General features: G+C 42.5%; 21 protein-coding genes. 6 read left to right on the forward strand and 15 right to left on the reverse strand.

All coding sequences use genetic code 11. The features are described 5' to 3' along the window. Positions 1-69: 69 nt before the first annotated feature. Positions 70-648: a DUF3332 domain-containing protein gene (locus tag LKX84_RS06670; RefSeq protein ID WP_228236358.1), complete on the reverse strand. Its 579-nt coding sequence runs from the start codon at positions 646-648 to the stop codon at positions 70-72. 164 nt (positions 649-812) lie between these two features. Here LKX84_RS06670 and LKX84_RS06675 point away from each other — a divergent pair, with 164 nt between their 5' ends. Further along, the gene (locus LKX84_RS06675) at positions 813-1,925 is read left to right on the forward strand and encodes an alanine racemase (RefSeq protein ID WP_228236359.1); all 1,113 of its coding nucleotides are present in this window, start codon (positions 813-815) and stop codon (positions 1,923-1,925) included. Positions 1,926-1,928: 3 nt separating this feature from the next. Here LKX84_RS06675 and eutC read toward each other — a convergent pair whose 3' ends face one another. From eutC to LKX84_RS06715, 8 genes are all read right to left on the reverse strand, one after another. Then, the gene (gene eutC, locus LKX84_RS06680) at positions 1,929-2,684 is read right to left on the reverse strand and encodes an ethanolamine ammonia-lyase subunit EutC (protein WP_228236360.1); all 756 of its coding nucleotides are present in this window, start codon (positions 2,682-2,684) and stop codon (positions 1,929-1,931) included. Then, a complete protein-coding gene (locus LKX84_RS06685) occupies positions 2,684-4,054 on the reverse strand; it encodes an ethanolamine ammonia-lyase subunit EutB (RefSeq protein ID WP_228236361.1) in 1,371 nt (456 codons plus the stop codon). Before LKX84_RS06685 ends, eutC begins: the two co-directional genes overlap by 1 nt. A 52-nt stretch (positions 4,055-4,106) precedes the next feature. Then, positions 4,107-5,093, reverse strand: coding sequence for a phytase (locus LKX84_RS06690; RefSeq protein ID WP_410548870.1), 987 nt, complete (start codon positions 5,091-5,093; stop codon positions 4,107-4,109). A gap of 149 nt (positions 5,094-5,242) precedes the next feature. Next, the gene (locus LKX84_RS06695; RefSeq protein ID WP_410548871.1) at positions 5,243-8,146 is read right to left on the reverse strand and encodes a TonB-dependent receptor; all 2,904 of its coding nucleotides are present in this window, start codon (positions 8,144-8,146) and stop codon (positions 5,243-5,245) included. Between the two features lie 170 nt (positions 8,147-8,316). Continuing rightward, positions 8,317-9,915, reverse strand: a complete 1,599-nt coding sequence (locus LKX84_RS06700; RefSeq protein ID WP_228236364.1) for a tetratricopeptide repeat protein — start codon at positions 9,913-9,915, stop codon at positions 8,317-8,319. Positions 9,916-10,056: 141 nt separating this feature from the next. After that, on the reverse strand, positions 10,057-10,317 hold the full coding sequence (gene rpmA / locus LKX84_RS06705) for a 50S ribosomal protein L27 (RefSeq protein WP_163631761.1): 261 nt from the start codon (positions 10,315-10,317) through the stop codon (positions 10,057-10,059). Between the two features lie 24 nt (positions 10,318-10,341). Next, positions 10,342-10,863 (reverse strand): 50S ribosomal protein L21, encoded by a 522-nt coding sequence (gene rplU, locus LKX84_RS06710; RefSeq protein ID WP_228236365.1) that lies wholly within the window; start codon positions 10,861-10,863, stop codon positions 10,342-10,344. 95 nt (positions 10,864-10,958) lie between these two features. Further along, positions 10,959-11,411 (reverse strand): DUF4199 domain-containing protein, encoded by a 453-nt coding sequence (locus LKX84_RS06715; protein ID WP_228236366.1) that lies wholly within the window; start codon positions 11,409-11,411, stop codon positions 10,959-10,961. 186 nt (positions 11,412-11,597) lie between these two features. Between LKX84_RS06715 and LKX84_RS06720 the strand changes: the two genes are divergently transcribed. Both LKX84_RS06720 and LKX84_RS06725 read left to right on the forward strand, forming a co-directional pair. Further along, positions 11,598-12,920 (forward strand): M16 family metallopeptidase, encoded by a 1,323-nt coding sequence (locus LKX84_RS06720; RefSeq protein WP_228236367.1) that lies wholly within the window; start codon positions 11,598-11,600, stop codon positions 12,918-12,920. Position 12,921: 1 nt separating this feature from the next. Further along, the gene (locus tag LKX84_RS06725; protein WP_228236368.1) at positions 12,922-14,994 is read left to right on the forward strand and encodes a M16 family metallopeptidase; all 2,073 of its coding nucleotides are present in this window, start codon (positions 12,922-12,924) and stop codon (positions 14,992-14,994) included. Positions 14,995-15,058: 64 nt separating this feature from the next. On the opposite strand, the gene LKX84_RS06730 is transcribed toward LKX84_RS06725, so the two are convergent. Next, complete coding sequence (locus LKX84_RS06730; protein WP_228236369.1) at positions 15,059-17,155, reverse strand: TonB-dependent receptor domain-containing protein; 2,097 nt, start codon at positions 17,153-17,155, stop codon at positions 15,059-15,061. An 80-nt stretch (positions 17,156-17,235) separates the two neighbouring features. Next, positions 17,236-17,631, reverse strand: a complete 396-nt coding sequence (locus LKX84_RS06735) for a hypothetical protein (protein ID WP_228236370.1) — start codon at positions 17,629-17,631, stop codon at positions 17,236-17,238. Positions 17,632-17,777: 146 nt separating this feature from the next. On the opposite strand from LKX84_RS06735, the gene LKX84_RS06740 reads away from it, so the two are divergent. Next, positions 17,778-18,206 carry a hypothetical protein gene (locus LKX84_RS06740; RefSeq protein WP_228236371.1) on the forward strand — a complete coding sequence of 143 codons (429 nt, stop codon included), beginning with the start codon at positions 17,778-17,780 and terminating at the stop codon, positions 18,204-18,206. Here the strand turns inward: LKX84_RS06740 and gldD are convergent. The 4 genes from gldD to mutY are packed head-to-tail and all read right to left on the reverse strand — an operon-like array spanning position 18,203 to position 21,599. Next, positions 18,203-18,757 carry a gliding motility lipoprotein GldD gene (gene gldD / locus LKX84_RS06745; RefSeq protein WP_228236372.1) on the reverse strand — a complete coding sequence of 185 codons (555 nt, stop codon included), beginning with the start codon at positions 18,755-18,757 and terminating at the stop codon, positions 18,203-18,205. The genes LKX84_RS06740 and gldD overlap by 4 nt on opposite strands. Next, entirely contained in the window at positions 18,747-20,057 is a 1,311-nt protein-coding gene (locus tag LKX84_RS06750) for a gliding motility-associated protein GldE (protein WP_228236373.1), read from the reverse strand. The genes gldD and LKX84_RS06750 overlap by 11 nt, the downstream gene beginning before the upstream one ends. A gap of 25 nt (positions 20,058-20,082) precedes the next feature. Next, positions 20,083-20,538, reverse strand: coding sequence for a single-stranded DNA-binding protein (locus LKX84_RS06755; protein ID WP_228236374.1), 456 nt, complete (start codon positions 20,536-20,538; stop codon positions 20,083-20,085). 23 nt (positions 20,539-20,561) lie between these two features. Continuing rightward, the gene (gene mutY / locus LKX84_RS06760; RefSeq protein WP_228236375.1) at positions 20,562-21,599 is read right to left on the reverse strand and encodes an A/G-specific adenine glycosylase; all 1,038 of its coding nucleotides are present in this window, start codon (positions 21,597-21,599) and stop codon (positions 20,562-20,564) included. A gap of 126 nt (positions 21,600-21,725) precedes the next feature. Between mutY and LKX84_RS06765 the strand changes: the two genes are divergently transcribed. Together LKX84_RS06765 and LKX84_RS06770 are read left to right on the forward strand one after the other, a co-directional pair. Next, on the forward strand, positions 21,726-22,016 hold the full coding sequence (locus LKX84_RS06765; protein ID WP_228236376.1) for an HU family DNA-binding protein: 291 nt from the start codon (positions 21,726-21,728) through the stop codon (positions 22,014-22,016). Between the two features lie 269 nt (positions 22,017-22,285). Then, entirely contained in the window at positions 22,286-23,839 is a 1,554-nt protein-coding gene (locus LKX84_RS06770) for an Rne/Rng family ribonuclease (RefSeq protein ID WP_228236377.1), read from the forward strand. Positions 23,840-23,881 lie beyond the last annotated feature (42 nt).

Consider the following 23,881-nt stretch of genomic DNA (forward strand, 5'->3'; position numbering starts at 1 on the left):
ATTTCGAAGAAATACAATAGAAAAACCCATGGTTTAGGCCATGGGTTTTTTTTATTTAAATGTGATGGTTTAATCCGCTAGAAGCCCTTCACCGTAATAACAGGTTTTGGCCTCATTCAATAGAGCCAAACCTTCCTGTTGGGTGTTCATCGGGTCTATTTTGATTTTTTCACCATTGGGCATATATACAATGTAGAAACCTTCTTCAAAAGAGGAAAGTTTGATGATCTCACCATTAGGACGTACGGCGTTCCATGATTTTTCATCGGGCTTGTATACCAAATCCAATTTCTTGCCTTTTTTAGGTCCTTCTACCACTGTAATCTGAACCCTGTTTTTTGTAGCGACCATCTCAAAGGTATTGCCCTCGTGTTCTACCATTTGGGTTTCAGTCTCCCCATCTTTCATGGCAATAGGATTAGATCCGGACCAGAACTCGATCACATTAAAGATCAAGGCATCACCCAAGAAAAACAGGCCATACACGGGTACAATATTCAATCCCCAAAAAATAAGGTTGTCCAAGAATTTACTGCTAGTGGCACCTTGGTTCCAATCTTTTAGATTGTTAAATGCCTGGAAAGACCCCAAACAGCTGGTAAACAAAATGGAGCAGGCTAGCAATGATGAAATAACGATTTTTTTCATGATAAATGAGTTATGGTTAATATTCTTAAAGCTACGAAAACATTTTATGGGATTCGTCTACAAACCTAAAATCCGAACCTGCTTTTTTGCAACATCACCAAACTAAAAAGATGGCTCACATGTCTTTTGGGATCCTTACCTTTATTCAATCAAAATGCAAAAGGATGAACAACGATTGGTATAGGATTAAAAATGTGGAAACGGTGGACTCCCCATCCATTGCCCTGTATTTGGAAAACTTGAAATTCAACGTACAGGAAATGATTTCACTGGTCCATGGTAATACAGAACGATTGATGCCCCACATCAAAACCAACAAAATGCCTAAAGTGATGGATTTTTTGTTGGAATCCGGAATCTCCAATTTTAAGGCATCCACAATTTCTGAAGCTGAAATAGCGGCAGAAGCTGGGGCCAACTCCGTGTTGATTGCCCATCAATTGGTGGGCCCTAAAGTGGACCGCTTCCTTCAACTGTGCCAACATTTTCCCAATACCCAATTTTCAACCTTGATCGACAATTTGGGCAGCGCTGAACTTTTGAACAGCAAAGCACTCGAAAGTGGAACAATGGCCCACATCTATATCGACATCAATAACGGTATGGACCGATCTGGCATCAAGATAGATACTGGATTGGATGACTTGTTACAATATTTAGATACTTGCAATGGCCTTCATTTTGACGGATTCCATGTGTACGATGGTCACTTACGGGATTCTGAATTTAGCCAACGCAACGAAAAAATTGAGCATGACCTGGAACAGGTCACTGGGTATTTCAACAACATCAAAAATCAATATCCCGAGGCAAAAATGATCTGTGGAGGCACGCCTTCCTTTACCTCCCATTTATTGGAAGAAAATAGAATCACTAGTCCAGGAACCTGTGTGTTATGGGATTGGGGTTATGGGGAAAAACTTACCGAACAATCCTTTAGATATGCCGCTTTGGTGGTAACGCGGGTAATTTCCAAACCCACGGAAGGCATCATCACAGTGGACATGGGACATAAATCGGTATCTGCGGAAAACCGGATCGATAAACGCATCAAGTTCCTCAACATCAACAATTATGAACTGCTTTCACAAAGTGAAGAACATGGAGTAATCCGTGTGAGCGATTGGGACCATTGGAAGGTTGGCGATGTACTGTACGGAGTTCCTTATCACATCTGCCCTACCATTAACCTGCACGACGAAGTATCAGTAATTGAAAACGGAGAAAAAGTTGACACTTGGAACATTACGGCCAGAAAGCGAAAACTTCAATTCTAAAAATTAATCTTCCAAAAGTTCTTTCAGATTGATTTTGATATCGACACCACTGATCTGTTTGGCAAAGGATTGACGGACCAAATAGCCAACCAAAGAAGCAGCTTGTTGATGGTCAAGTCCATTTTCATGAATGTTGGAAATACAATTTCGGCGTTCGTCGGTCAGACCCATTTTGGGGGCGTAGGTGGTATAAATCCCCATGCTTTCCGGAGAGGACAATCCTGGGCGTTCCCCGATGAACAATGCCACAAATTTGGTATTCAGAGCACTTCCAATGGCATCGCCTAACGCTACACGGGCCATGGTAGCCGTAACAAATCCAAAGGAATACCCCTGCAGTTGGGGCAACAATAGCTGAAGTAAGGGAAGTGCATTTTGGTTCACCGCTCCGGCTGAAAGCCCATCTGCCAAAACAAAAATGATATCAAAAGTCTCAGTGTTTTTTTTCAACAGTACTTCCGATTCCGGATCCAATTTTCTTCCCAGATCGGGTCGTTTAAGATATTCCGACCTATCCGAAGCTTGACTTTTTACTTCCCAAATGGGAAAGCCCCAAGATTCGATTTCAGTCTTCAACATAGGAACGTCTAATTCTGTTGTAATGGCATCTTTGGAATGGGCATGGGCAAACTTGAACTGCAATACCTCGTTTAATGGAATAGCATTGCCAGTACTCCCCAAGGCAATACGGGCATTGGTGAACTCCTTTAAATTTTCCCACGGATCCCTAATGGTCGGTTTAGAATGTTCTTTTTTCATCACAGGTTCTTTAACAATCGATGGGAGGGTTCAATGGGCAAACGATTTCCAACATCGTCCAAAATCCCCATGTTTAGGAGCCATTTTTCAAACTCTGGAGCCGATTTTTTGTTCAGTACTTTTCGCACGTAAAGGGCATCATGAAAGGAGGTGGATTGGTAATTCAGCATCACGTCATCCGAACCCGGAACCCCCATAATGAAATTACATCCTGCAACTCCCAAAAGAGTCAATAAGTTGTCCATATCATCTTGGTCGGCCTCGGCATGGTTGGTGTAGCACACATCCATCCCCATGGGCAATCCCATTAATTTTCCACAAAAATGATCTTCCAATCCGGCACGGGTAATCTGTTTGCCATCATACAAATATTCAGGACCAATGAACCCCACCACGGAATTCACCAAAAGCGGATTAAATTGTCGAGCCACGGCATAAGCTCGGGCCTCACAAGTCTGCTGATCCACTCCCCAATGTGCATTGGCTGAAAGGGATGATCCTTGACCCGTTTCAAAATACATGAGGTTGTTTCCCAAGGTTCCCCTGTTCAATTGTAAAGCACCGTCATAGGCTTCCTGCAACATGGAAAGGTTTATGCCGAAGGATGCATTAGTTTTTTCCGTTCCGCCGATGGATTGAAAAACGAGATCAATTGGGGCCTTGTTCAACAATTCCAAAGAAGTGGTCAAATGACAGAGCACACAGATCTGAGTGGGGATATCGAACCGTTGACGGATCTCGTCCATCATTTTAAGTTGATCCCCCACTATGTCCACACTATCTGTGACAGGGTTGATTCCAATGACAGCATCCCCGCTTCCGTACAAAAGTCCATCTACAATACTGGCGGCAATGCCATGCAAGTCATCTGTAGGATGATTGGGTTGTAACCTGACTGACAGATGCCCTTTTTTACCAATGGTATTTCGGAATTGTGTGACCACCTCGCACTTTTGGGCCACGGAAATCAAGTCTTGGTTCCGCATCAGTTTGGAAACAGCGGCGACCATTTCCGGGGTGAGGGCTTTGGCAATCTGTGCCAATTTTTGAGAATCCACTTCATGGGAAAGCAACCAATTACGCAAATCGCCCACGGTAAACTCCGAAATTTCCTGAAAAGCAACGGCATCATGGGTGTCCATAATCAAGCGGGTCACCTCATCCTTTTCGTAAGGAATAATGGTCACATTTAGAAAATCTTTCAAGGCGATTTCACTCAACACAAATTGGGCCGCCACCCGTTCCATATTGCTTTCGGCCGCCAAACCTGCAAGGGCATCTCCCGTTCTAAATGGGCTGGCCTTGGCCAACACCGATTTTAGATCGGGAAATGAATATACATGTTGCTGAATGGTATCGGAGTAGGACATCTATAAAGATCTTCCCTTAAATATACCCTGTAAGTACATGCGGAAGAAGGAATCACTCAACTTTTAATTCCAATTTGCCCAAATCGTAAAAATAGAAGTCTTTTTGATCATTCATGGCAGCAAAAAGCCCATTTTTAAAAGTGTCGTTCAAAGGTACGGTGACCACATCACAACCATCGGTTTCTGTAGTTGACAGGTTTACCGCCTTGATGAAACTGTTGTCCTTTCTGGAAAAGATATTGAACTGTCCCCGCTGTTGATCGGAAACAATGATGAACCCTTCCCCATTTGGGTAAGTGGCAATGGCAATTCCCTCAATGTCCTGTAAAAAATGTTCGCCACCAAAGCAGGCAAGCTCCTCATTCCCCATGGAAGGTTCGGCATAATATTTTTTGATGCAGACGCCTTCATCGGAATAGTACACAAAGCCTTGTTCGTCATCCACAGCAATGGCCTCGATTTCTTCCTTACCACTAAAACTGCCAAATTTCCTGACCAAATTGGCCTTTACCCCTGTACTGTCCATCTCCAATTTGTACTGATAGAGATACGAACCGCTGGGACCCGTTTTTCTACCCACAATGGCATAAATGGCCGAATCCTTTGGGGATTTGTAGAGGCTTATACCCATGGGCAAACGTTGTTCCAGGTTGGTCTCATCTTCAAAAACAGGAAAACCACCACCGTCCAAAGGCTGCATATCGGGTACGGAGAACAAACGGAATTGTTGCTTTTCCCTTTCCGTAAAGGCCAAAATGTCAACCGCAACGGAATCGTTCAGTTGAAAACCGTATTCAAGGTCTACATTGTTGGGGCGTTCTATATTTTTGATGGATTTTTCATGAATGATTTTTCCATCAAGGTCAAAGGCATAGATACCCCCATTAGTTTGTTTATCAGTTCCGAAAACGATGCTTTTTGAAGGGTCATCAGGATGGATCCAAATAGCGGGATCATCGGTATCGTTGGGTGTTTTTTCAGTAATAATATCGGGAGCTATTGCAGGTAATTTGGTTGCCTGTTGTTTGCAGGAAAACATAAATATTGATAGAAAAAGTAATATTTGTATCTGTTTCATCAGAATCTATCTATTAAAAGTACATTCAAAAATGTCATATCGAGCGCAGTCGAGATGTTTTCCAAAGAAATCGTTCATACTCGTTCTCGACTGCGCTCGAACTGACAATGCTATTTTTTAAACAAGTCATATTTCAACCCAAAAGTCCATCGAGTACTATAGAACTCCGCTTGTTGGGTCCTTTCCTTCACCCCTTGGAAATACCTTAAAGGTTGGTTGGTGATGTTGTTCACATCGGTATAGATCCTCAAGTTTTTGTTGATGGCAAAACTGGCATTGAAATCCAAGAAGAACTGAGTATCATAGTATCTGTCCTCAAAAGCGTTTCCGCCGATCTCATCAATATAGAAATCGGAAAAGTTGGCCGATAGCCTTGCACTGAACCTCTTGTCCGCATAACCCAACGAGCCGTTAAACATATTGGGTGCCGTGTTGGGAAGATCTAAATCGGTACGCTCGTCACCATCTTCATTACGGATGCCATCGGCACTGGAGGTCAAATAGGTATAGTTCAGATAGATGCTGAAATTTCTAGCGAAGCCAGGCAAGAAATCCAATTGTCTTTGGAAGGAAAGTTCAGCTCCAAAAATGGAGGCAGAATCCCCGTTCAACGGCTGGAACACATCATATCCAGTAGTTCCCGATCCAAAGGTATCGTCTTGTGCTTCCGTGATGAAGGTATAAATGAAGTCATTGATCCTTTTGTAGAAAACGCCACCGGAAATAATCCCTACACTCTCAAAATAATGCTCTGCATTCAGATCGAAGTTCATAGAAGTGGTAGGGTCCAGCTCAGGATTACCAACTACTACCTCTGCATCTTCATTGATGATCTCTGCCCTTGGAATCAAATCGGAATAATTGGGACGTGCCAAGGTATTGGTCCAAGCAAATCTCAAGATGGTATTGTTGTCCACATCATATTTAAAGTGTACTCCAGGTAGAAGGTTGGTGTATGAGTTTTCATCGGATACGGATTGCACCTCAATGCCTTCCTCAATACCGTTGTCTTCATCTTCTTCAATATAGATAACCCTGTTGCCATCGGATTCCAATTTGGTATTCTCCATACGCAAACCTGCTAAAACGCTTAATTTATCCGTCAGTTTTTGATTGAACATGGCATAGGCGGCCCAAACATTTTCCTTCACTTTGAAGTTGCCAGGAAGATATTCGTCCGGAACATCTTCGCCATTGGTGCTGTTCAAATCCAAAGAACCCAACCATGCTTCGCTAGCAAAAGTTCCTGCTTGGTATTTGCTTCCAGCCAAATAATCGGGGTCAGTGTAAATTTTAGTAGGCACGTCTGCAAGGGTTGGGTACAAGTCCTCCAAATCGTATTCGAAGAAATCATTTTCACGTTCCTTGGTCTTGAAACGACCTCTGGCACCAAATTTCACGGTTCCGTTCCCTTGTCCAAAAAAGTCGGCAGGTAACTCAAAATTGACGAAAAAGTTCATATCCTTTTCATCGGTATATTGGTTTTCATTGGTCACTTCCCCAAATTCAAAGCTACCCAGATCATTAAAATCGTTTGGATCCACGGCAGTCATGATCGGATACTTGGGATTGCTGTTGTCGTTATTGACGATGTATTCCGATTCGTATTCGGCATAGCGTTCGTTCAAACGCTCTTCGGATGCCTTGGCATAGGAAGCCATCCAATCCAGTTTCAAAGATCCCCACAAGTGATTACCGCCAAGGGTATAGTTCTGCATGCGCTGATCTTCCAGACGGGCATTTTGGTTGCGTCCGCCTGCAATACCCCCTTTGGTCTGTCTTTTGATTTCCGCAGGGAAACGGGTCAATGCACCATTGGTGATGGTAAAATCGCCCACTTCAATATCCTCTCCATCCAAAATTTCCTGCTCCAAACGGAAACGGTTTTCACGGTCATCCCTCCAGTTGTACATAGCTTTCAGGAAAACATTGTTGTTCGGATCAATTTGAAAATCAAAATTGGCAGCAAAACTTCTTCTTACCCTTTGCACAAAATAAGTACGCTGTTCGGTGACATTGGTATAGGGATCAACATCCACTTCTTCCAAAATAGGATCACCCTCATCATCTTCTTCACCAGTGTTGTACTCAAATTCGTTTTCCCATTCGGCTTCAATATCATCTGATCCAAAATCATTGTCGTTGATGGTGGCGGAAAGCATATAACCGAATTTTCCATCCTTGGTGCGATCACCTACCAAAATAGATCCGTTCCAAATTCTTTTATCGGTGATGAAGTTAACACCTGATCCAGCTGTGGCGGAAACCCGAAATCCTTGCGGTGCGGTTCGCGTAACCAAATTCACCGAACCACCCAAAGCATCTGCATCCATGTCGGGCGTTACCGCTTTGTTGACCTCGATAGTTTGGATCATATCCGAAGGAATCAAATCCATTTGAACGTTCCTGTTATCGGCTTCTGCGGAAGGAATTCGGCTTCCGTTCAAAGTCACGGAGTTCAGCTGTGGCGACAAACCACGCACAATGATGTTCCTTGCCTCACCCTGATCCACTTGCATAGTGATCCCTGGAATACGTTTTACCGCATCCCCGATATTCGCATCCGGAAACTTTCCGATTTGGTCCGTGGAAACCACATTGGTAATATTAATGTTGGTCTTCTGCGTGTTCAAGGCCTTGGCCTGCCCGCTAAGTCCATATGCGCTTACCTGTACTTCATCCAATTCCACATTTGAAGGATTCAGAGACATGCTAACCGAAGTGGTTTTGCCAGCCGTAACGACAACTTCCTGCTCTACGTCGGCATAACCCATATACGTTATTTTCAAGATATAGTTGCCTTCGGGGATTGCCACCAAGGTGAATCGACCGTCAAAATCGGTAATTCCTCCTTTGGAGATGGATTCAATATAAACGTTCGCCCCAGGTACATATATTCCATTTTCATCGGTAATGGTTCCCTGAATATTTCCGGTTTGGGCCTGTGCCATGGCCATCCCAACCATCATAAAAAGCGTTACAAACAATAGTTTTTTTAGGTTCATTGGTTTCATTTTGGTTCTTGTTAGAATGCATTCCAAAACTATGTATATCAACCTATTATGATTTAAATTAAAGGGAAACAAAAAGGCAACAAATGGGAAATTGGACAGAAACAAGAGGGCAACAATTACAGTTAGTTTACATTGGGCTAACCTTTTCCAAAAAAGAGGCGAAAAATGAGCTATAGATCGATCATAAAGTTTACCAATTCGTCTTTTTGGTCAATGGGAAGTTTTTTACGGAGACGATGACGGGCCACCCGAACACTATCAGGCGTCACCCTTAAAATGGAGGCAATCTCTTTTGAAGAAAGGTTCAATCGCAGCAACATCCCCAACCGAAGTTCCGCCGGTGACAAATTGTTATCGGAGAGGGTCGATAGTTTTTTGATAAACTCCGGATGGATTTCCTTGAAGAAAATCATAAACTCGTCCCACTCCTGTTCCTGTTGTAGGTTAAAATCGATTTCCTTTACTAGGTCTTTGATTTTATCGGAGGTGTTCATGTTTTTTCTACCGGCAATGTTTCGCAACGTATTGGCAAGATCAAGCAAAATCTTGTTTTTCTGTGACAGGTGCAGGCTGTATCGGGACAACGACGATGTCTTGAGTTGTATTTCTTGCTGAAGATTTTGTTCCTCAATGGCCTTCTTTTCCAACTCCGCCTTGAGCATACGTTGTTTGTACTCTTGGATTTTAAGTTTCGCCTTGCGCTTTCTTCCCAAATAGTTATACAAAATGGTGAGGATGGCAGCAATGGCAAAAAGAGCTACCCACAACAGGTTTTGATTGGCACGGCTCACTTTGTTCTGCTCCTTCAATAACCGGATCTCAGCCTCCTTTTTGTTTGTTTCGTAAATGGTCTGAAGTACATTGAGTTGGTCCGTATTTTGAGCCTTGAGCATGGCACTGTTGAATTCTTCCGCTTGAAGGAGGTGTGCATGGGCTTTTTCAAAATCACCCAAAAAAGCATAGGTCTTGGAAAGGTCTTTGTGTGCGCTTTCCAATTGATGAAAGTCGTTCAGTTTTTGAGCCACTTCCAAAGCCAAAGTGGTTTTTTCAAGAGCAACGGAATAATTACCTGTTTTCCTGAAAGAATCGCCCAGATTATTTAACACGTTTACCTCTTCGGCGGTGCCTTTTCCTTCAAAATAATCATATGCCCTTTGGAAATATTGTCTTGCCAGATCAAACTGCTCCAAATCCTCATAAATGCTCCCGATATTCTCGTTGGTCGTTGCCACTCCATGCTCATCGCCCATTTTTTGGAACAACAAGAGGCTTTCTTTTTGATCCTTTAGTGCATCATCATACTCAGCTTGTTTTTCGTGGCTTGCTCCCAACAAACCCAACGAAATAGCCAATCCCCTATCATTATGTATTTCTTTGGAAGCATTCAAGGTTTCAGTAAAATGCTGTTCGGCCAATTCAAAGTTGTTCAGCGATAGATACACCTTTCCAATATTGTTGTTCAAGGTGATAAAGAGTGTATCGTTGAAATCGGTACCCAATTGATCCAAAGCCTTGTTGTATTGTTCCATAGCTTCGGAATACAAACCCAAGGAATGGTAGTATTCTCCCAGTTTTAAATGGCTCTGAGCTATTTTTTTAGGTTGGTCAGGGTTCTTTTTGGAAATATCCAATTGATGTTGAAGTGTGCGAACCACAGAATTGGGATCACTGATAGTCTGTTCCATCCCAGGCTTTTGCGAAAAACCGTGGTGATGGACAAGGATGACCATAAACAGGACCATTTGTGCATACCGGATAATTCTTTTCATGGACTGACCTTGGAATAACCGAGGTAAGAAAATCAATCAGCCTCATCCCAACATCACCATTAGGTTATTAAACCTTTAAAAAATGGTGTAAAAAAAAGGCCCCGCAAATGCGGGGCCTTTAACTTGTATATAAACTCGTTCTTAAGCTTGGAAAGGCTCGATGGAAACGAATGATTTTCCACCGGATTTTTTCTCAAACTTAACGATACCGCTTACCTTGGCGTGCAAGGTATGGTCTTTACCTGCGTATACGTTGTCTCCAGGATTGTGCTTGGTACCACGTTGTCTTACAATGATGTTACCAGCAACGGCAGCCTGACCACCAAAAATCTTAACGCCCAAACGTTTCGATTCCGATTCCCTACCGTTCTTTGAACTACCTACACCTTTCTTGTGAGCCATGATATCTAAATTTTGGTTCTTTTCTTATTTGCTTAATGCTTCGATCAACTCGGCTTTCTTCATGGAAGAGTAACCGTTAATGTCCTTGGCTTTGGCCAAATCCCTCAATTCAGCAACCGTTTTGGAGCTTAGGTCCTCTGTTGCAGCTGGAGCTTCAGCTTTAGGAGCTTCCACTTTTTTGGCAGCTGGTTTTTCATCAACCTTTGCCTTAGCTGGAGCAGCTTTCTTGGCACCGGAAGCAACAATACTTTCAACCACGATCTCGGTCAAATATTGTCTGTGTCCGTTTTTCTTTTGGTAACCTTTACGTCTTTTCTTTTTGAAGACGATTACTTTATTTCCCTTAAGGTGCTTTACAACTTTGGCCTCTACGGCCGCACCTTCTATGACTGGGGCGCCAATGGTAACGTTTCCACCATCTTCCAAAAGAAGCACTTTGTCGAAAGTAACTTTGCTACCTTCATCTTCTTGTAAACGGTGAACGTACACTTTCTGGTCTTTTGCAACTTTGAATTGCTGCCCTGCCATCTCTACAATTGCGTACATAATGCGTTGATTAGATTAAATTTATTTCGCTTTATCCATTTAAGCGGGTGCAAATATACTGCTAAATCCTTAATCCACAAGTATTATTACCGCAATTACCGATTATTTTTTGTAGTTGTTGGGGTTTTGAACAACTGCATAAAGGAAAGGGTCAAGACCAAGGTTGTGGCAAAACCCATAATGGCCACAGTGAAGAATACGATTCCCTGAAAGTTTTTATAGTCCTTGGACCATGCCGTAGAGAGTTTGTCCAAAAAACTACTGTCCAGTTCCGTAGCATAAAAAGCAAAGAAAATGGTGAAAAGCAGCGTTGCCACAAAACCTGTGGTCACCCCTGCCGTAAATCCATTTCCATAACTGAACCCCTTGCCCTGCCGAAGCTTCGTGTATTTAATCGTCTCGTAGATTCCAAAACCCGTTATAATCCCATTGAAAAGACTGAAGAAAACGTTGGTGTGTTTACCCATTAGAGCCAAAAGCAAAAAATAGGCAATGAGAACGGCACTGGTTACAATGCCAAAGCGGATCGGAAGGGTTAAATTTTTCATTGTCATGCTTTTTAAATCCATTGTTTAAATTACTGAATATTTGCCAATTATGCCTTAACTTGTGGTAAAAGACTGACTTGGATTCCAACTTTATTTCTATTTTATCCTATATTTAGCGTAACATCAATCAACAAATCGCTACCAACCTTATTACAACACCATTAATTTCTAATACTAACTATTAAAATGAAAAAACATTTGCTTTCAGCATTCTCGTTGCTTCTTGTGGGAACCCTGGTTTCTGCACAGGAAGTGGCTTTTGAAGAGTACGATCTGGACAACGGATTGCACGTGATATTACATCAGGACAATTCCGCTCCAGTGGTCACCGTTTCCGTGATGTACCACGTGGGATCTAAAGATGAAGATCCTGAAAAAACAGGCTTTGCCCATTTCTTTGAACACCTCTTATTTGAAGGAACGGAAAATATTGCCCGTGGTCAATGGGATCAAATCACGGCTGCCAATGGTGGACGAAACAATGCCAACACCTTTTTGGACCGTACCTATTATTACGAAGTTTTCCCATCCAACAGTTTGGAAGTTGGCCTTTGGTTGGAATCTGAACGAATGATGCATCCCATCATTGGGCAAGTTGGAGTGGATACCCAAAAAGAAGTGGTCCAGGAAGAAAGAAGACTGCGTGTGGACAACTCCCCTTACGGCGCCTTCTTTGAACAACTTTTGAAAAATCTGTACACCAATCACCCTTACCGTTGGGCCGTAATTGGTTCTTTGGACCATTTGGCCAGTGCCACTTTGGACGATTTCAAAAAATTCAACAAAACCTATTACGTTCCCAACAATGCGGTGTTGATCGTAGCCGGGGACATTGATTCCGATAAGACCAAAAAAATGGTCAAGGATTATTTCGGACCCATCCCAAAAGGGGCCGATATCAAAAGACCTGATGTTCAGGAGGCCCCGATTACCCAAACCATTTATGCCAAGTACAACGATCCCAACATCCAAATTCCGGCCATTCTTTTGGCTTACAGGACTCCGGGGCAAGGACAACGTGATGCTTATGCCATCAACATGATTTCCACGTATTTGAGTGATGGTGAAAGCTCCAAACTCTACAAAAAATTGGTGGATGAAAAGAAAATGGCCCTTCAAGTCATTTCGGTTCCCATTGATGCCGAAGATTACAGTTCTTATGTGGTAGGTGCACTTCCCGTAGGCGAAAATTCCATCCAAGACCTGAAAAAGGAAATCGATGAGGAAATCCTAAAACTTCAAATGGAACTGATCTCTGAAAAGGATTATCAAAAGCTTCAGAATAAGTTTGAAAACATGTATGTGAATGCCAACAGCAGTATTGAGGGCATCGCCAACAATTTGGCCGAAAACTATATGTTGAAGGATGACACCAACCTCATCAATACCGAAATCGACATTTACCGCTCCATAACCCGTGAAGAGATCATGGAAGTGGCCAAAAAATATTTGAAGGTGAACCAACGAGTGGAATTGGAATATCTACCCGAACAAAAAGACGCTAACTAAGATGAAAAAGTATTTTGTATTGACTGTGCTGTCTTTATTGATGACGGCAACATACGCACAAATTGATAGGAGCAAACAGCCCAAACCAGGACCTGCTCCAGAAATAAACCTGAAAGAGCCGCAACGTTTTGAGCTCAATAACGGATTGAAGGTTTTGGTGGTAGAAAACCACAAACTACCCCGTGTCCGTATTCAATTGAATATTGACAATCCACCAATTTTACAGGGGGATAAAGCCGGAGTTTCCGACCTGACATCCAGCATGTTGGGAAAAGGTTCCAAGAGCATTCCAAAGGATGATTTTTATGAGGAAGTGGACTTTTTGGGGGCCAATATCTATGTGGGCGATCAAAGTGCCTTTGCAAGTTGTCTCTCCAAATATTTTCCAAGAATCTTGGAACTGTTGGCGGATGCCTCCCTCAATCCAAACTTTACACAAGAGGAATTCGACAAGGAAAAGGATAAGATCATTACGGGTATCAAATCAGAGGAAAAAGACGTTTCCGCTATTTCAAACCGGGTTCAGGTTGCCTTGGCGTATGGAAAAAACCATCCTTTTGGTGAAATCACCACCGAAGAGACCGTAAACAATGTAACCCTTGCCGATGTAGAGCAGTTCTATCGCTCCTATTTTGTGCCTGCCAACGCTTATTTGGTGGTCATCGGGGATGTAGAGTTTGATAATGTGAAGGAACTGGTGACCAAATATTTCACTCCTTGGTCTAAGGCAGCTCCACCTTCCTTTTCATATACAGAACCAACTGATGTGCAATACAACCAAATCAACTTTATTGATGTACCCAATGCCGTTCAGTCTGAAGTGGCGGTGGAGAACATTACCAACCTAAAAATGAAGGATCCCGATTATTTGGATGCCCTTTTGGCCAACCGAATTTTAGGAGGAGGATCTCAGGCCCGCTTGTTCAAAAACCTTCGGGAAGACAAAGGGTATACTTATGGATCTTATTCCGGACTGCGTGACAACAAATACAGCCCCATGCGCTTTAGTGCATACGCGCAGGTACGTAACGCCGTGACCGATAGCTCCGTGGTGCAGATCTTGGAAGAAATCAACAAGATGACAACCGAGCCAGTAAGTGCAGAGGAATTGGCGAATGCCAAGGCCAAATATGCAGGCAGCTTTGTAATGGCATTGGAAAGTCCTGAAACGGTGGCCAATTATGCCTTAAACATTGAAACAGAAGGTTTGCCCAAGGATTTTTACAAAACCTATCTGGAAAGACTGCAATCCGTTACTGCGGCGGACGTTCAAAAAGCGGCCCAAAAATACTTTTCCACTACCAACACAAGGGTTGTGGTAACAGGAAAAGGAAGTGATGTTTTGGAAAACTTGGAAAAAGTTTCCTTCAATGGAAAAGCAGTACCTGTTTTGTTCTATGACAAATATGCCAACAAAACGGAAAAGCCCAATTACAATGCGGAAGTACCGGCCGGAGTCGATGCCAAAGCGGTTCTTGAAAAGTATATTGAAGCGATTGGAGGAAAAACCAAATTGGATGGCGTACAATCCTATTCCATGGTGGCCGAGGCCGAAATGCAGGGCATGAAACTGGAGCTTGAAATGAAGAAAACCACCCAAGACCAGTTTATGCAAGATGTGAAAGTAATGGGCAACTCCATGAGCAAACAAGTATTGGATGGCGACTCAGGTTACATGATGATACAGGGGCAACGTAAAGATCTTTCTCCAGAAGAAATTGAAAAGATCAAGGAGGAATCCTCGGCTTTCCCTGAGTTGAATTATTTGGCTGCCGGAAATGTTTCTTTGGAAGGCATTGAGCCTGTGGGGGATTCCAAGGCGTACAAGTTGAAAATCAGCAATGATAAAACCGCTTACTACGATGTGGAAACTGGCCTGAAAGTTCAAGAGATCAATACCCAAGAAGTACAAGGTCAGCAAATGAGCAGCACTTTGGGCTATGGTGATTATCAAGAAGTTTCCGGGATTTTATTCCCATTCAAGATTACCCAAAGCATGGGTCCGCAAAACTTTGAATTCATGGTGAAAGAAATAAAAGTCAATGAAGGGGTGGATGCCTCGGACTTTAAATAATTTCATGAAACTATATAGAAAAGGCGCCCAATGGGCGCCTTTTTTGCTTTCACCAAATATCACCTTAAAAACTATACTGAACAAAAGCAGTAAGGTTCCTTCCAGGATCGTTGATGGGCACCCTGCCAAAATCAGCTTGGTTCACATAGGAAAAGTTGAGGTGGTTGTGATAGGCTACATCAAAAAGATTGGAAGCGGCAACCCCAACCGTAAAATGTTGAAATGGTTTGGCACCGAAACTTAAATCCACAATGCCATAACCCTCCGTTTCCGTTTCTCCGAACGAGGGAGCAATCTCCGATTGTTTTGAAGTAAGGGTATAGGTAGCCCTTGCCCAAATTTTCTCCTTTTCAAAACGTAGGTTGAAACGGGACACCAAAGGTGGAGTCAAAGGTAGGGATTCGTCAAGGTCCTTGTTCTTGGCATGCACATAGGACAATTCTGTTTTAAAGGAGAAGTCCTGAAGAAAATCCAATTGTGCGAAAACCTCAAAACCTGTTTTATAGGCTTGGTCCAAATTGGTGAATCTTTTCACTTCGGTTGGTTGAACGGTTGGCATATACTTCTTATCCAGACTAGGATCTATTATGGCAACGATGTAATTCTCATAAATGGAATAATACATAGAAGCACCATAATCCAAGCCATTGAAGGCATAACCTTCAAAAGGTTTTTTGGCCTTAAAGCCCAACTCAAATTGATTGTTTACCTCGGCATCCAAAAACGGATTGCCCACATATTCATAGGCATCCTGGCCGACAGTAAAATGGTTAATGTACCGCTCGATCATATTGGCTGAACGCACCCCTCTTCCAAAAGCCAATTCAAACAAAAGATTGGAACTCGCCATATATTTGAATGATACCGTTGTGCTGATATTGTTCTCGGTCCTCGCATCCAAATCGGGGTACAAGGCAACGAAATCTTCAGCAGGAGCATCGGCTTTGGAACATACCATATCATAACGTACCCCAACATTCACCAAGAACTTTTCTGAAATCGGATATTTACCTTCCACAAAAGCGCCAAAGTCATCAATTTGGGCATCTTGCCAAACCTCATCCATAAATTCCATGGGCATGGGCAACAAATCCCCATTCATGTTGCGCTTTACCAAACGGGTCCTGTTCCCTGTCCTTCCCACCGAAAGGACGTCAACCCCCGTGTACAATTTAAAATCTTGGACAGGTCTCCATTCCAATTCGATTCTCCCACCCAAAGTGGTAGCATCGACTTCGGAAACCGCTTCGGTACTGTTGTAACTTGGCCTAAGTTCATTGGACATGATGTGATCTACTTTTGAACGATAGAATTTGGCACTAAGGGCCTTTAGGTCTCCAGAAATATCATCCAACTTATAATCCAAGGAAAGTACATTGCTGTTGTCCTCTTTGGTGTCCATGTGCAGTCCGGCATGTAACACATCCCTTCCGAAAGACTGTCGGAAACCGACCTGGATTCGTTGATTTTCATCAGGATTGTATCCCAATTGCACCCCATAATCGGTACTCTTGAAGGAGGAGGGAACTTCGTTGCCATCTCCATCTTCGTAATTTCCAAAATCGCGATAACCCGCATTAAAATCTACATCAAAATCCTTCTCTATATATTTTACATTGGCAAAGGTTGTAATGGCATTCCCATTGTTCTCCCCACCAAAATTCACCTTTCCGTGATAGCCTTTATCCTGTCTTTCCACTTCTTGGGTCACCAAGTTTACGATACCACCAAAGGTGGGGCCATATCTGAAAGTGTATGGTCCTTTAACAACCTCGATCCTTTCTATCTCCTCTGGGATCACATGCGTTGTGATGGGATCCATTCGGTTGGGGCAGGCATGCATGACCTTGGTTCCGCCATTGAACTGCACATTAAGCTGTTCGTATTGGGATGCCCTGAACGAAGGGTCTATGGCATAATTACCCCTTTTGATCAAGGAAAATCCATTGATGTTGCTAAAAAGGTCGGCCACATTTTTGGATTGTACCACCTTTTTTTCGGGTTCACTTTTGAACATGGAAAAAACAGGGTCCGTCTTGCTTTTTCCTTCCACCAACACTTCATCCAATTGAATGGTGGGCCTTACAATAGAATCTTGCGCTGTTGATAATTGCGCATAGGACACAGCGGTCCCAAAGAACAAAACGCAAAGTTTTGTCACTGAACTGATATTCATTTTGAAATAAAATTTAAGATTATACAATGCAGCAAACCAGGTTTGCCGACTTACACTATAACATCTTAAACAATGGGTGGTTTGTTCAGTACATTGCTGAACCTGAAGGAATAATGGTTGGTATACCGATGACATTTCGCATCGGGGTTTACACTCTTATGTAATTGAAAATCGGGCAATTTTACCAGAAATACAAGTATTTGTTCCCATCCGATCATGGGCATAGGCTGCTCGTCCTCGGCACTTTGTGCCCGGAGCATTTGGGCCAACATACATTTACCATCGCACTTCAGCTCAGGTTTGTCCTTGTTCTCACAAAGGCGCTCTATAAATCCTTCACGATCAATACTGTAGTACACATACATACTGGAAAAGCGCAGGTTGCTTATCAGAATGAAAGCGACAAAAACCCCCACTAAAATGGGGTGCCTAACCTTATTATGTATTGCTATTTGGGACAATTATGTGCTTTACTCAATAACAGCTACAAAAATATGAACACTGAATATTTAATTAAGTGACCCTTATCATCTATTAATTCTTTTTAATCAAGTATTTTCCTTTTGTAAGGGATTTGATAATTAAATTTGGACTATAAATTGAGAAAATGAAAAAACTACCTTTCCTATACATTCTTGCTGTATCAATCTTCATGATTTCGTGCAAAGAAGAAAAAAAAGCTCCCGAGGAACCCACCCAAATGGAGCGTGTAATGGCCATCCATGATGAAGTGATGCCAGAAATGGGGAAAATTGGAAAATTGGTTGGAGAGCTCAAAAGCAAGGTTGACACCACCGAAGTTGGCCAACAATATGAATCGGCCATGAAAGATCTTCAAGATGCCCATGCCACTATGATGGACTGGATGAAGGAATTTGGCGACAGGTTTAACTCCGATGAAATATTAAACGGGAAAGAACTTTCTGAAGAAAAGCAAAAATGGCTTGACGAAGAAGAGGTGAAAGTCCAAGTGGTAAAAGACAAGATCAATACCAGTATTACAAAGGCGGAAGCCCTTTTAGCCAAAGAAAATTAATTCCAGCGAATGCTTTCCATAATCCTGCGGATGTCATTCTGCAAATACATGGCGGCCGGCAGAATGGAATCATAATTGGGTTTGGCATAAAAATACAGGGACCCGGTCACAAAATGTTGGATGCTGTCCGTTACATAAAACTGTGACTGGGAGGCCGCATTGCCACTAACTTCGTAGAACATGCCATACACCTTTGCTTCTTCATGTTTATATTCGACCGGTAATATCTGATCGGCTTTAACCACATGCTCATAGGTGAGTTTTTCAGCATCGATCATTAACTCCCTAATATTTCCATCTACCTTTTTATACGTAAGAAAGATGGAACCCTTCATTTGTGGATAGTCCAGAACAAGTGAACAGTCCGTGCTTTCCTTGATGTCCGAAAGGGTATTTTGATCAAAAATATAGGGGCAATCCGTATTGGTCTGGATATACGTTGCGGCCGGATACTCCAAACGCAACATGGCTTTTGGCTTGGGCAGTACATCTTCTTTACAACCTAAAAAAAGTAGGGCCAAAACGAAAAAAACAAACGGGCTATGCTTCATGAGGCAAGGTGACTTTTATACGTTTCAATCTTTTTTTATCCATACTCTCCACCACAAATTGGTATTCATTGAACAGTATTTTTTCTCCCACTTTGGGAAAACTACCGGAAATTTCAAGAACAAATCCGGCTATGGTCTCCGATTCTCCCTTATGATCTTCAAATTCCTCTTCTTCCTCAATTTTCACCACGCGGTAAAAATCCTTTAGGGCCGTCTTGCCATCAAACACATAATTATGGTCATCCAACTTGGAGAAAATCAAATCCTCGTCATCAAACTCATCGCTGATATCTCCAACGATTTCTTCGATCACATCTTCCAAGGTAACAATTCCAGAGGTGCCGCCATACTCATCGACCACCACGGCCAAATGGTTTTTTTTGGACTGAAATTCCAACAGCAGATCGTCCAACTTTTTGTTTTCAGGGACAAAATAAGGCTCTCGGATGAGCGACATCCAATTGAAACTTTTTCTATCGATATAAGGCAAAAGATCCTTTACATAGAGTACCCCCAATACATTGTCCATATGCTCGGAGAACACAGGAATCCTAGAATATCCATGTTTTTTGATCTCCAGTAATACTTCGGGAAACTTCATTTTTTCGTTGAGGGCAAAAATATCGATACGGGGTTGCATCACCTGTTTGGTGTCCGTATTACCAAAAGTCACGATACCTTCCAAAATCTTTTGTTCCTCTTTGGTGGTATCCCCTTCGGAAGCAAGTTCCAATGCTTGTGACAAGTGATTTACACTTAGACTGGACTTTTGCTTGCCCAATTTATCCTCCAAAAACAAAGTAGCCGACCGCATGGGCATACTCAACGGGGTGAACAAAAAATTCAATCCTTTTAAAGGTACGGCCATAAATTGGGAAAACTGCACCTTATTTCGGTTGGCATAAATTTTAGGAAGAATTTCCCCGAACATCAAGATCAGGAAGGTGGCCATCACCACCTCTAACAAAAATCGTAGAGTACCATCAATGCCTTCAAAAAGGGTATCCCCAAGGGAACTGAACAACAAAACAATACCAATATTGATGGCATTATTGGTAATCAAAATAGTTGCCAATAATTTTTTGGGCTTTTCCAATAATTGTGCAATCAGTTTCCCTCGTGAAGAGTCATTCTCTTCCAGTTCGTTGATCTCGGTCTGAGACAGTCCGAACATGGCCACTTCGGCCGCGGAAATCAGGGCAGATCCCGTCAACAGAAACAAAAGCACAAGAATTTTTATAGTGAAGATTCCACTAAACGCTGTGAACAAAATTGCCAAACAATGGGGCTCGGGATCCAAATTTGAATTGCTTTAAACTTTATTTTTAGAATGGTAGGTCGTCATCCTCATCCGTTTCTATACTAGGAACTTCTGGTGCACTGGGCCTTGAAGGTACATTTTGTGGTGCCGAGCCTTGCATTTGCGTATTCGGCATACCTTCATTCTTGGTCGTCAAAAAGGTAAAGTCCTGAACATGTACCTCAGTAGTGTACCTCATATTGCCATCTTCACCCTGCCATTGCCTGTTCTTCAACCTTCCTTCAACATAGACCTTATCGCCTTTGCTCAGGTATTTTTCACAAATTTCGGCGGCCTTGTTCCGTACCACAATATTATGCCATTCCGTATTCGTCACCTTTTCACCTGTCTGTCTGTTGGTGTAGGTTTCGTTTGTGGCCAATGGAAATCTGGCAATACAATTCCCTCCTTCAAAATAGTGAATCTTCACTTCGTCTCCCAAATGCCCGATCAGCATTACTTTATTCAATGTTCCGCTCATAGTTCTCTAATTAATCAAAAGTACTAAATTTTCAATGTCCTGATGAAATCAGCAATCAAAACAGGTACCGGGAATTTGGTTATTTCATCCCACGCCGTGCCGTTTTCCAATTTATGGGAAGTTTTCAGTATCCAAAATTTGGTATGTAAATGTTGGTGCGATAGTTTGTGCACAATGGGTTCCGTGTTGAAAAGATGAAAGGATTCGAATGGTTCCAAAGCCATCTCACTCGTAAAATGTTGCTGAAATGCATCCGGATGGATTTCGTTCTCCGACTCCAACAATGGAAATTGATATAGGTTTTGCCAAATGCCCTTCCCTTTTCGTTGTTCCATGATCGTTTGGTTCTGGTCATTTAGATATACCATATAATTAAAGTGCCGGATCCGAGCCTTGGTCTTGTTGGTCTTCACCGGCAGACTATCTACCTTATTATCCTTAAGCGCCACACAACCTTCGTTCAAAGGGCAAAGCAAGCAATAGGGTTTTTTGGGCGCGCATTGTATGGCCCCAAACTCCATAATACCCTGGTTGTAGTCCCGAATCTGATCTGCATCCATGACCTCGCGAGCCAATTCCTTAAAATATTTGGTCCCGGAAGGACTGTTAATAGGAAGATCCACCCCGAAATATCTCGCCAAAACCCGATACACATTGCCGTCCACAACTGGTTCTGGTACATCAAAACAGAAAGATGCAATGGCACTGGCGGTATAATCACCCACTCCTTTTAAGGATTTTATCTCTTCATACGTTCTTGGAAACTCGCCATCAAATTGTTCCACAACCATTTTTGCTGTGGCATGCAGGTTGCGTGCACGGGAGTAATAGCCGAGACCTTGCCAAAGCTTCAAGACCATTTCCTCTGGCGCCTGGGCCAGGTCGTGAACGGTTGGGAAAGCTTCCAAAAACCTATGATAATAGGGCATTCCCTGCGCCACGCGGGTTTGCTGGAGCATAATTTCGGACAGCCAAATCTTATAGGGGTCACGGGTCTCGCGCCACGGAAGTTCCCTTTTGTGGGCATGGTACCAATCCAGAATTTTATGGGAAAAAGACATGCAAAAAAATACTAGGGATCAAATGTATCAGTTTATATACTTAAAATTAAAGGGTTTAAACGAAAGATTAATTTTAATGTTTATATTTGCAAGCCGAAAAAAACAAGAAAAAAATAATCAAGAGAAATGACGAAAGCAGATATTGTAACTAGGATCTCAGAGAAACTAGGAATTGAAAAAGGAGACGTGCAAGCGACAGTGGAATCTTTTATGGATGAGGTAAAAGCATCGTTGGAAAACGGAGATAATGTTTACCTAAGAGGATTTGGAAGTTTTATCATCAAGACAAGAGCTGAAAAAACCGGAAGAAACATTTCCAAGAATACCACTATCAAAATTCCAGCACACAATATCCCTGCATTCAAGCCAGCCAAAGTTTTTGTGGAAGGTGTAAAAAGCAACGTAGACGTAAAATAATTATATAACACTAAAGGAAGAGCCATATGCCGAGTGGAAAGAAAAGAAAAAGACATAAGGTAGCTACCCACAAGCGCAAAAAGCGTAGAAGAGCTAACCGACACAAGAAAAAGTAGTTGTAACAACTACTTTTTCATTTTTAAGTAAACGTTCTTTGACATAGAGATTCAAGTAACGAATTTCAGTCGGTCCGAAAAATGGCCGACACCATATATTGTTTAATCATTTGTCCCAACTTATATGTTCGGGACGAATAAAAATCGATTCAGGTGAATAGAGAATTAATTGTTAGATCTACTCCTGAAGCAGTCGAATTTGCCTTATTAAAAGATGGAAAACTAATAGAATTCCACAAAGAAGAGGATAACAACAACTTTTCCGTAGGGGATATCTTCCTAGCCAAGATAAGAAAACCCGTTACAGGCCTAAATGCGGCATTTGTCAATGTAGGTTATGAAAAAGATGCGTTCCTGCACTATCATGACCTCGGTCCGCAGTTGTCCTCCATGTTGAAATTCATCAAAAAAGTCAGGACAGGGAAGTTGAAGGACTATACCCTCAAAGATTTTCCATTTGAAAAAGACATTGACAAGAATGGCAGCATCAATGATGTAATCAAAGCCAATCAGTCATTATTGGTACAAATAGTAAAAGAACCCATCTCCACCAAGGGACCCAGGATAAGCTCGGAGCTATCCATTGCCGGTCGATACTTGGTCATGGTCCCCTTTTCAGATAGGGTCTCGGTATCCCAAAAAATAGCGAGCAAAGAAGAAAAAGACCGCTTGATCAGACTCGTGAAGAGTATCAAGCCAAAGGGATTTGGTGTCATAATCCGTACCGTTGCAGAAGGCAAAAAGGTTGCTGAACTGGACAAAGATCTTCAGAACCTGTTATCCAAATGGATAGCAATGTGCAAGAAATTGCAGCGAGCGCCCCATCCAGCCAAAGTATTGGTGGAACTGAACAGGGCCTCCTCCATCCTTCGGGATGTCTTCAACGATACCTTCACGGGTATACATGTTGATGACGAAACACTTTACAATCAGATCAAGGACTATGTGCATGAAATAGCCCCGGAAAAAGAATCCATTGTAAAGCAATACACCGGTTCGGCCCCCATATTTGAAAAGTTCGGGATAGAACGACAAATCAAAACCTCATTCGGGCGCACGGCATCCATGAGCAGAGGGGCGTACCTTGTTATTGAGCACACCGAAGCCCTACACGTTATAGACGTGAACAGTGGTAACCGCTCCAACAAGGCAAAGAACCAAGAAGACACCGCTTTGGAAGTAAACCTACTTGCCGCTTCAGAAATTGCACGGCAGTTGCGTTTACGTGATATGGGCGGAATCATCGTAATTGATTTTATCGATATGACCAAAGGAGATCACAGAAGAAAACTCTTTGATCACCTACGGGATGAAATGAAGGACGACAGGGCAAAACACAAAATCTTGCCCCCCAGTAAATTTGGTTTGGTACAGATTACCAGGCAAAGGGTACGTCCGGAAATGAACATCAAGACCAGTGAGGAAAACCCGAACGTAGCGGGGGCCGAAGTGGAAGCTCCGATCGTTCTGATCGATAAAATCCAATCAGATCTGGAAAGGATCATTAAAGGTGAGAAAAAGCCGGACGGCATTGTATTGAACATACATCCGTTCATTGCGGCCTACCTTACCAAAGGGTTTCCTTCCATACGTTCCAAATGGTTCAAGACCTATAAAAAATGGGTCAAGGTACAGCCACGGGACGCATACCAGTATCTGGAATATCGTTTTAAAGACAAAGACGGTAAAGAAATCAACATACCTTAATAAAAAAGCGGTCCATTTTGGACCGCTTTTTTTGTTTAAAAC

It is taken from the genome of Allomuricauda sp. M10, assembly GCF_020782875.1.
Taxonomy (GTDB): domain Bacteria; phylum Bacteroidota; class Bacteroidia; order Flavobacteriales; family Flavobacteriaceae; genus Flagellimonas.